Source organism: Serratia sp. (in: enterobacteria) (assembly GCF_046715635.1).
Taxonomy (GTDB): domain Bacteria; phylum Pseudomonadota; class Gammaproteobacteria; order Enterobacterales; family Enterobacteriaceae; genus Chania.
The window spans coordinates 1-9,333 of sequence record NZ_JBKJYW010000093.1 but is presented as its reverse complement, the minus strand read 5'-3'; the positions used below and the strand labels follow the sequence as shown (position 1 = coordinate 9,333).

Here is a 9,333-nt window from a genome sequence, read left to right as displayed (position 1 = left end):
ATAAGCTAAAATTACGCCGATGGTGTTATTGGGTGGCGTTTAAAACCGCCAATAGCAGTGATAAACTGGAGCTCTGTCAACTTTTGCTGACAGATCGCTTCTTCCTTCCGGGGGGAGAAGGTATCATCACCACCAGACATCCCCGCACCTGCAGAGATAAGGCCAATACTGATGCGTTTGGAAGTATTTTGCGAAGACCGACTCGGTCTCACTCGAGAATTACTCGATCTTTTGGTATCACGCGGTATCGATCTGCGCGGCATTGAAATTGATCCTATCGGCCGTATTTACCTGAATTTTTCCCAGCTGGATTTTGATACCTTCCGCGCGCTGATGGCGGAGATCCGGCGCATCAGCGGTGTGACCGATGTGCGCACCGTTAACTTTATGCCTTCCGAACGTGAGCACCGTGCGTTACGCGCATTGCTCGAGTCGATGCCGGAGCCGGTGTTTTCCATCGATATGAAAGGCAAGGTGGAGCTGACTAACCCGGCGGCACAGACGCTGTTCAGCTTCAGCGAAGACAAGATCCGCAACCAAACGGCGAGCCAGCTGATTGGTGGCTATAACTTCAGCCGCTGGCTGGAGAGTGAAGACACTAAGCCGCACTCCGAGCGGGTGGTGATCCGCAGCCAAGATTTCCTGATGGATATCACCCCGATCTATCTGGAAGATGAGCAACAGCAGAATGCCCCCGTGGGTGCCGTGGTAATGCTCAAATCCACCGCCCGCATGGGCCGCCAGTTGCAGAACCTGTCGGTGAATGACGATACCGAGTTTGACCATATTGTCGCCGTCAGCCCCAAAATGCGCCACGTGCTGGAGCAGGCGCGTAAGCTGGCCATGCTGGATGCGCCGTTGCTGATTGTGGGCGATACCGGTACGGGGAAAGATATTCTGGCGCGAGCCTGCCACCTGCGTAGCCCTCGTGGCAAACAACCGTTCCTGGCGCTGAACTGTGCCGCCTTGCCGGACGATGTGGTAGAGAGCGAACTGTTTGGCCATGCGCCGGGCGCTTATCCGAATGCGTTGGAAGGCAAGAAGGGCTTCTTTGAACAGGCCAACGGCGGCTCGGTGTTGCTCGATGAGATTGGTGAGATGTCGCCACGCATGCAAACCAAACTGCTGCGTTTCCTCAACGACGGTACCTTCCGTCGGGTAGGGGAAGAGCATGAGGTGCATGTGGACGTACGGGTGATCTGCGCCACGCAGAAAAACCTGACCGAGCTGGTGCAGCGCGGTGAATTCCGTGAAGATCTCTATTACCGTTTGAACGTGCTGACCATCACCATTCCGCCGCTGCGCGAACGCCCGCAGGATATCATGCCGCTGACCGAGTTGTTTGTGGCACGCTTTGCCGATGAACAGGGCGTCGCCAGGCCGAAACTGGCCAGCGATCTCAACAGCTTCCTCTGCAAGTACGGCTGGCCGGGCAACGTGCGACAACTGAAAAATGCCATCTATCGTGCGCTGACCCAAACGGACGGTTACGAACTGCGTCCGCAAGATATCATTCTGCCGGATTTTGAGGTGGAGATAGCGCTAGGGGATGAAGTGATGGAAGGTTCGCTGGATGATATCAGCAAGCGTTTTGAACGTTCGGTGCTGACTCGTCTTTATCGCACTTATCCCAGCACCCGCAAACTGGCCAAACGCTTGGGTGTCTCACATACGGCAATCGCCAATAAGCTGCGGGAATACGGCCTGAGCAATCGCAAGCTCACCGACGACAGCGAAGAATAATAGTAGCTCATTTCTGGCATAAAAAAGCCCGGCTTAAAAACCGGGCTTTTTGCTATCTACAGGCTTATTTCAGCGCGGCAAGCGCAGCATCATAGTCTGGCTCGGTGGTAATTTCGTTTACCAGCTCGCTATACAGCACGTTGTCCTGGCCATCCAGCACCACCACGGCGCGCGCGGTCAGACCGGCCAATGGGCCTTCGGCGATCTCTACACCATACGCCTGCTTGAAATCACCGCCGCGCAGGGTAGACAGGGTAACCACGTTGTTCAGGCCTTCTGCACCACAGAAGCGTGACTGGGCGAACGGCAGGTCGGAAGAGATACACAGCACCACGGTGTTATCCAGGCCACTCGCCAACTGGTTGAATTTACGCACCGATGCGGCACAGACGCCGGTATCAATGCTTGGGAAAATGTTCAGGACTTTGCGTTTACCCACGAAGCTGCTCAGTGCAACGTCTGACAGGTCTTTGGCAACCAGGGTAAAGCTTTTTGCCTGCTCGCCCTGCTGTGGCAGTTTGCCTGCTACAGTGACAGGGTTGCCTTGAAAATGTACGGTCTGAGTCATTGCTCGGTTCCTTTCAACGATGTTTATACAAAGACGTGATACCGATTAACACCGGGTTCACAATCTCGAAGCAGTTTAAGGCAACAATCGCACCTTGGATAGATAAAGTTTATCAACTGCAGGTATAGTGGACTGACTTTATGTGCTTTTTTCGCTCGGGAGCCATTATGAGAAGCATGCGTTTTTACCCTGAAGCCTGGCCATTACATACCGCTTTTGTGATCGCACGCGGTAGCCGGACCGAAGCCAAAGTCGTGGTGGTTGAGATTGAACAACAGGGTATGCGTGGTGTCGGTGAATGTACCCCTTATCCGCGCTACGGCGAGAGCAAAACCTCAGTGATGGAGCAGTTGGCCGAAGTGTCCACGGCCATCGCGCAAGGGGTGACCCGGCAGGAGTTGCAACACCTGATGCCCGCGGGGGCGGCTCGTAACGCGGTAGATTCGGCACTGTGGGATTTGGAATGCCGCCTTGCTGGCAAAAATCTGTGGCAATTGAGTGGCGTTACCGCACCAGAACGCATAGTGATGGCACAAACGCTCAGCATCGGCTCGCCGGAAGCGATGGCTTTTGCTGCCAAAGAGCTGGAACAACAGGGCGCGACGCTGCTGAAAATCAAGCTCGACGATCACCTGATCAGCGAAAGGCTGGTGGCGATCCGCACGGCGGTGCCGCAGATGACGTTGATCGTCGATGCCAATGAATCCTGGCAGGTGGAAGGCTTGGCATCGCGTTGCCAACTGCTGGCGGATTTAGGCGTGGCGATGCTGGAACAACCTTTACCGGCCAGCGACGACAGCGCCCTGGAAAACTTCATCCATCCATTACCGATTTGCGCCGACGAGAGTTGCCACACCAGCGGCGATCTGCCTCGGTTGGCGGGACGTTATCAGATGGTCAATATCAAACTGGATAAAACCGGTGGGCTGACCGAAGGGTTACAGCTTGCTGCACAGGCTCGGGCGCAGGGCTTCGAGATCATGCTCGGCTGTATGCTCTGCACCTCCAGAGCGATTACTGCGGCGCTGCCGTTGGTACCTGGCGCACGTTTTGTGGATCTCGATGGCCCAACCTGGCTGGCAAAAGACGTAGTGCCAGGTTTGGCCTTTGAGTGCGGTGCTATTGAGCTTTCACGCTAGTCAGCGTAGGTCAGCAACTCGACCATGGCGGCAAGGTAGTTTTCACTGGCGGCGTCGGCTGAGATCGGCGGGAATTCGGCGGTGATGCAGGGCAAGGACAAGTCTGCACACCAACTGCCGAATGAACCCGGCGTTTCATAACCGACGCTGGTCACCAGCGGCAGGGCAAACTTATGCGCCAGCCAAACGCCCAGCGCGGAGCTATCCGGATCTTCTATACAGGCCAATGGCTCATGGAAGGACACTACCCAACTTGGCTTCAGGCGATGGATCAAATGGCATAGTCCCTGAGTTTCCGGTTCGGAACCGGGTCTGCCGCCGGTGGAGAGGCGCACGTCACGAGCCTCCGCCGCACTGTTCCAACGGTAGACCGTATCGCCAGAGCGCCAGTTGGCCGCCGGGAAATTGCGGTTCAGATCGACGCCGTTGGCATTGGAGCGCAATCCGAGTTGGCAACCATCCGGATTGACCGCCAGGATCACATGATGGCGCAGTTGGGCGGGGGCGATACTGCGTAATGCGCATGATAACGTCACCACTGCGGCAGTTTCATCCCCGTGGGTGCCTGCAATCACCAACCCGGTATCCGGGCCGCTTTTGGCCGCCGGGAAATACAGCAGCGGGGCACCTAACATCGATTTACCGTAAGTTTCACCTGCAACTGCCAGCTGGCCACGCTCACTGCGCGGTCTGTGTTGGATCATAGGGTTTCCCTTTAAGCCGAAGTCAGAAATAATTGCGATGTTATTGAGTGTATTACGCTTTCGCTCATCTTTCCCAGTCTGTTAAGCGAATAAAGTGATGTCTATTGTTATACTATCGGCAGAGTGCTAACGATAAAGAGGATTTAACATGCCAGTTGCCAGAATAGTCGCGCGTTACAGCGAAAACGAAAAAGACACCATCACCCTACTGTGCGGCGTGGATGCAGAAAACCAGATCCGTCAGGGTGAGTGGTTTGGCGTAGTGAAAAATGACGATGGGCGTGGGGACGAATCCAACTATCCGTTCACCTTGCATGTGGATCATCAGAAAGGGGAGTTCTTCCTTGACTATGGTTTTGACGACGCCGAATCACGCCAGTTGCAAAAGACCGATATCCAGCTCAACCCGCTGGTAGAGAAAGGCTATTTCACCATCTTCGATGAAGAAGAAGGGGAAGAGTTCAGCTATAAGATCGCCAGTATTCATCTTTACGACTGATCCCGCCTAAGCAATCAGCCCGCATTGCCGATAATGGCTGCGGGCTTTTTTTTGGATCAAACATCCACTTTTTACATTCTTGTTACGTCAGTCTATAGGTGGCGGGCATCTTTGTGCTATATGATAAAAAATTCATGGGGTTAACTGGGGCATATCTAACATGACGAGAAGCAAAATTCTGGCGAGTTTTCGTTTAACGCTTTGCGCGGTCACCATCAGCGCAGGTATTAGTGGTGCTATGGCAGCTCAGGTTCCCTCAGGTACCGCACTGGCGGAGAAACAGGAGATCGTGCGGCACATCAAAGATGAGCCAGCGTCGCTCGATCCGATTAAAGCCGTCGGCCTGCCAGAAGCGCAGGTGGCACGCGATCTGTTTGAAGGTCTGGTGAATCAGGACGCACATGGCAAAGTAATCCCCGGTGTCGCCACGCGCTGGCAGACCTCGGATAACCAGACCTATATCTTCACGCTGCGCAAAGATGCCCGCTGGTCCAACGGTGACCCTGTCACGGCGAAAGACTTCGTTTATAGCTGGCAACGGCTGGTGGATCCGAAAAGCCTGTCGCCGTTTGCCTGGTTTGCTCAGCTAGCCGGGATCCAGAATGCCGAAGAGATTATCGCCGGAAAGTTGCCCATCGATAAGCTTGGCGTGGTGGCGGTGGATGACCATACGTTAAAAGTGCAACTGAACAAGCCAGTACCCTATTTTGTCAGCCTGACGGCGAACTTCAGCCTGTTCCCGGTACCCAAAGCCGTGGTTGAGCAATACGGCAACGATTGGACCAAAGTGGGCAATCTGGTAGGCAACGGCGCATTCAAACTGCAAGAGCGAGTGGTTAACGAGAAGCTGGTACTGGTGCCGAACAACCATTATTGGGATCATAAACACACCGTGTTGACCAAGGTGACTTTCGTGCCGATCAACCAGGAATCTAACGCCACCAAGCGTTATCAGGCTGGTGATATCGATATTACCGAATCCTTCCCGAAAAACATGTATCAGAAGCTGTTGAAGGATATCCCTGACCAGGTTTACACACCGGACCAACTTGGCACCTATTACTACGCGTTCAATACCCAACGTGCGCCAACCAATGATGTGCGGGTGCGTAAAGCCTTGTCTTACGCTATCGATCGCAAGATCATTGCCGAAAAAGTGCTGGGCACCGGCGAGAAACCGGCCTACCACTTCACGCCGGATGTTACTGCGGGCTTTAAGCCGGAAACCAGCCTGTTGCAGCAACAGTCGCAGGAAGAGTTGAACGAGCAAGCCAAGGCGCTGATGCAGGCAGCGGGTTATGGGCCGAACCATCCCCTGAAATTGACCCTGCTATATAACACCTCAGAGAGCCACCAAAAGATTGCTATTGCCGTGGCGTCAATGTGGAAGAAAACCTTGGGGGTTGACGTTAAACTGCAAAATCAGGAGTGGAAAACCTATATCGACAGCCGTAACACCGGCAATTTTGACGTGGTTCGCGCCTCCTGGGTGGGGGATTACAACGAGGCCTCAACCTTCCTGTCGCTGCTGACCTCTTCACACAGTGGCAATATCGCCAAATTTAACAGCCCGCAATACGACCGTCTGTTGGCCGACGCCAGTCGCGAGACTAATCCAACGGCGTTAACCGCCGATTATAACAAGGCCGAGCAGATGATTGCGGCCGAGGCACCGATAGCCCCGATCTATCAATACACCAATGGCCGTCTGATCAAGCCCTGGGTGAAGGGCTACCCAATCACTAACCCAGAAGATGTCGCCTACAGCCAGGAAATGTATATTCTGAAACATTGATATTCGGCGTTATATTACCTGCCAAGCCCTCGCTGATGCGGGGCTTTTTACTTTCTGATCCCTTATGGCGTTGCCACTTTGATCCCTGAGGCAATAACGCTAGACTCTGTATCAACGGCAAAATAACGAGGGTTTTGAATGGATGTCATTGAGGGGCGCGAGCTGCAGGTGCCCGACGCGGTCTATGCCTATCAACTCGACGGCAAGGGTGGCACTACGCCAATTGAGGATGACGATAAAATCACCAGCGCGGAGCCATGCTGGCTGCATCTGGACTATGCCCATCCGGCCAGCGCCGAGTGGCTGGCCAACACGCCGTTGCTACCAGATCTGGTCAGAGAAGCGCTGGCGGGGGAAAGCACGCGGCCACGCGTCACCCGATTGGGCGACGGGACGCTGATCACGCTGCGCGGCATCAATTTCAATACGGACTCACGGCCCGACCAACTGGTGACGTTCCGCGTGTACATCACCGATAAGATGATTATTTCCACCCGCCATCGCAAGGTCTACTCGATCGATGAAGTGGTCAATGAATTGCGCAATGGCCAGGGGCCGATTAATTGCGGTAACTGGCTGGTAGAAATCGCTGATGCGCTCACCGACCACACCAGTGAATTCATCGAAGATCTGCACGACAAGATCATCGATCTGGAGGATGCGCTGTTAGAGCAGCAAACCCCTGAGCGTGGGCAGTTGGCGCTGATCCGCAAACAGCTGATTGTTTTACGCCGCTACATGGCACCGCAGCGCGATGTGTTTTCGCGTTTGGCCAGCGAACGACTGCCGTGGATGAATGACGATGAGCGCCGCCGCATGCAGGACATTGCCGATCGCCTGGGGCGCGGATTAGATGACCTGGATGGCAGCATTGCCCGCACGGCGATCCTGTCCGATGAGATCACCACCGTGATGGCCGACGCCATGAATCGCCGTACTTACACCATGTCGCTGATGGCGATGGTCTTCCTGCCAACCACCTTCTTGACCGGGTTGTTCGGGGTCAACCTGGGGGGGATCCCGGGCAGCGGCAGCCCACTGGCATTTGCCTCTTTCTGCTTCATGCTGGTGGCATTGGTCGGGGGCGTTGCCTGGTGGCTGAGACGTAGCCGCTGGCTATAACGACAAATAGTGGCGAAAACGCGAGTAAAGTTGAGCAGTATCAACATTTGCTTACGCGAACTACGGCATTCTTACTCTCGCAGGTGAATGCAACGTCAAGCGATGGGCGTTGCGCTCCATAATTGTTTTACTTTCTTATTTTTAGAATTATTGCATAGCACATTTAATTCAATATGATGCCGGTTTAACCACCGGCATTTTTTTATGTTTTTTTCCCTTCGGCGAATCCCAAACAACCGGCTCACTCCGTAGGGGCGCTGCATGCTGCGCCCAGTAAGCTACATGCCGTCCAAGATTGCCCAATTAACAACACGCCGCCTCGATTAGGCTAAGCCGCGCTTTCGTCCCAGAAACTGGCTTCTATCTTATGCCCATCCAGATCCCGAACGAAACAGCCGTAATAGGCGGCACCGTAATGCGGCCGTGAGCCCGGCGCACCGTCTCCTTGTGCCCCAGCGGCTACCGCCTGCTGATAAAACTCATCAACCTGCTGCTTGCTGGTGGCGAAGAAGCCAATATGCACGCCGTTCGCGGTGCCTGCGGGTTTGCCGTCTATCGGCAGTTGCAACCAAAATTCAGGATAGTCACGGCCATAGCCGATAGCGCCGGGGTGTTCCAGCACGCGTCGGCAGCCTAACGCACCGAGAACCTGGTCGTAAAACTGTGCGGCGGCATCGAAATTATTGGTTCCCAGCGAGACGTGGGAAAGACAGGGGGTGATATTCATCGTTAGTCTCCTTGTTACTGTATAAAAACACAGTACAAGGTAAAAGCCGCACTGTCAGGCCTTTTTTGTGTGAATTGTGAACAGGATCTAACATTAAGCGGGGAAAAACTCCGCCTGCGGGCACAGGCGGAGAGAGGGACTATTTGATTTCCAGCACGTTCAGGCGTTCCAACACGGGCGAGCCGTTGTCATCCGTGTCTTCAGGCTGCCAACCCACCGGTTGCAGCGGAATATCTTCCCGGTCAAAGGCCAAATCGCCACCATCTACCACTTCACTGCCGTGGTGAATACCTTTGAAGTCAAACAGTTCGGTATCGCACAGATGCGAAGGCACCACGTTCTGCATGGCGCTGAACATGGTTTCGATGCGGCCTGGGTAGCGTTTGTCCCAGTCGCGCAGCATATCGCCAATTACCTGGCGTTGCAGGTTGGGCTGTGAGCCACACAGGTTGCACGGGATAATCGGGAATTCTTTCGCTACCGAGAAACGCTCGATGTCTTTCTCGCGGCAATAGGCCAGCGGGCGGATCACCACGTGTTTACCATCGTCGCTCATCAACTTGGGTGGCATACCTTTCAGCTTGCCGCCGTAGAACATGTTGAGGAACAGCGTTTGCAGGATATCGTCGCGGTGGTGGCCAAGGGCAATCTTGGTGGCACCCAGCTCGGTGGCGGTACGGTAAAGGATACCGCGGCGCAGGCGTGAACACAGGGAGCAGGTGGTTTTGCCTTCCGGGATCTTATCCTTCACGATGCTGTAGGTGTTCTCTTCAACGATCTTATATTCCACCCCCAGGCTTTCCAGATAGGCTGGCAGGATATGCTCGGGGAAGCCGGGCTGTTTCTGATCGAGATTCACCGCGACCAATGAGAAGTTCACCGGAGCGCTTTTTTGCAGATTACGCAGGATCTCCAGCATGGTGTAGCTGTCTTTCCCGCCGGACAGGCAAACCATGATGCGATCGCCTTCCTCAATCATGTTGTAGGCGGCGATAGCTTCACCCACGTTGCGGCGCAGGCGTTTTTGCAGTTTGTT

The 9,333-nt window shown here is 54.5% G+C and carries 9 protein-coding genes; 5 read left to right on the top strand and 4 right to left on the bottom strand.

Going from position 1 to position 9,333, the window contains the following annotated elements; all coding sequences use genetic code 11:
- Positions 1 to 171: 171 nt before the first annotated feature.
- Positions 172 to 1,743, top strand: a complete 1,572-nt coding sequence (tyrR, locus tag ACLQ7H_RS04555) for a transcriptional regulator TyrR (RefSeq protein ID WP_411751642.1) — start codon at positions 172 to 174, stop codon at positions 1,741 to 1,743.
- A 64-nt stretch (positions 1,744 to 1,807) separates the two neighbouring features.
- On the opposite strand, the gene tpx is transcribed toward tyrR, so the two are convergent.
- On the bottom strand, positions 1,808 to 2,311 hold the full coding sequence (gene tpx, locus ACLQ7H_RS04550; RefSeq protein WP_021182242.1) for a thiol peroxidase: 504 nt from the start codon (positions 2,309 to 2,311) through the stop codon (positions 1,808 to 1,810).
- A gap of 167 nt (positions 2,312 to 2,478) precedes the next feature.
- Between tpx and ycjG the strand changes: the two genes are divergently transcribed.
- On the top strand, positions 2,479 to 3,450 hold the full coding sequence (ycjG, locus tag ACLQ7H_RS04545; RefSeq protein WP_411751641.1) for an L-Ala-D/L-Glu epimerase: 972 nt from the start codon (positions 2,479 to 2,481) through the stop codon (positions 3,448 to 3,450).
- Here ycjG and mpaA read toward each other — a convergent pair.
- Complete coding sequence (gene mpaA, locus ACLQ7H_RS04540) at positions 3,447 to 4,154, bottom strand: murein tripeptide amidase MpaA (RefSeq protein WP_411751640.1); 708 nt, start codon at positions 4,152 to 4,154, stop codon at positions 3,447 to 3,449. The two genes, ycjG and mpaA, sit on opposite strands and share 4 nt — an antisense overlap.
- 148 nt (positions 4,155 to 4,302) lie before the next feature.
- Between mpaA and ACLQ7H_RS04535 the strand changes: the two genes are divergently transcribed.
- The 3 genes from ACLQ7H_RS04535 to zntB all read left to right on the top strand — a co-directional run bounded on the left by ACLQ7H_RS04535 (position 4,303) and on the right by zntB (position 7,570).
- Complete coding sequence (locus tag ACLQ7H_RS04535; protein ID WP_024486022.1) at positions 4,303 to 4,653, top strand: hypothetical protein; 351 nt, start codon at positions 4,303 to 4,305, stop codon at positions 4,651 to 4,653.
- 160 nt (positions 4,654 to 4,813) lie between these two features.
- Positions 4,814 to 6,448, top strand: coding sequence for an ABC transporter substrate-binding protein (locus ACLQ7H_RS04530; protein WP_411751639.1), 1,635 nt, complete (start codon positions 4,814 to 4,816; stop codon positions 6,446 to 6,448).
- 138 nt (positions 6,449 to 6,586) lie between these two features.
- Positions 6,587 to 7,570, top strand: a complete 984-nt coding sequence (gene zntB, locus ACLQ7H_RS04525) for a zinc transporter ZntB (RefSeq protein WP_411751638.1) — start codon at positions 6,587 to 6,589, stop codon at positions 7,568 to 7,570.
- A 328-nt stretch (positions 7,571 to 7,898) separates the two neighbouring features.
- Here zntB and ACLQ7H_RS04520 read toward each other — a convergent pair whose 3' ends face one another.
- Together ACLQ7H_RS04520 and ttcA are read right to left on the bottom strand one after the other, a co-directional pair.
- Positions 7,899 to 8,297 (bottom strand): VOC family protein, encoded by a 399-nt coding sequence (locus ACLQ7H_RS04520; protein ID WP_411751637.1) that lies wholly within the window; start codon positions 8,295 to 8,297, stop codon positions 7,899 to 7,901.
- 139 nt (positions 8,298 to 8,436) lie between these two features.
- The coding region (ttcA, locus tag ACLQ7H_RS04515) for a tRNA 2-thiocytidine(32) synthetase TtcA (RefSeq protein WP_411751636.1) at positions 8,437 to 9,333 on the bottom strand (897 nt) is incomplete at its 5' end.

What these genes read in the sequence shown, in the direction of transcription:
- ACLQ7H_RS04535 (WP_024486022.1), top strand. Translation starts at nt 4,303, where the DNA reads ATGCCAGTTGCCAGAATAGTCGCGCGTTACAGCGAAAACGAAAAAGAC.
- tyrR (WP_411751642.1), top strand. Translation starts at nt 172, where the DNA reads ATGCGTTTGGAAGTATTTTGCGAAGACCGACTCGGTCTCACTCGAGAA.
- tpx (WP_021182242.1), bottom strand. Translation starts at nt 2,311, where the DNA reads ATGACTCAGACCGTACATTTTCAAGGCAACCCTGTCACTGTAGCAGGC.
- mpaA (WP_411751640.1), bottom strand. Translation starts at nt 4,154, where the DNA reads ATGATCCAACACAGACCGCGCAGTGAGCGTGGCCAGCTGGCAGTTGCA.
- zntB (WP_411751638.1), top strand. Translation starts at nt 6,587, where the DNA reads ATGGATGTCATTGAGGGGCGCGAGCTGCAGGTGCCCGACGCGGTCTAT.
- ACLQ7H_RS04530 (WP_411751639.1), top strand. Translation starts at nt 4,814, where the DNA reads ATGACGAGAAGCAAAATTCTGGCGAGTTTTCGTTTAACGCTTTGCGCG.
- ACLQ7H_RS04520 (WP_411751637.1), bottom strand. Translation starts at nt 8,297, where the DNA reads ATGAATATCACCCCCTGTCTTTCCCACGTCTCGCTGGGAACCAATAAT.
- ycjG (WP_411751641.1), top strand. Translation starts at nt 2,479, where the DNA reads ATGAGAAGCATGCGTTTTTACCCTGAAGCCTGGCCATTACATACCGCT.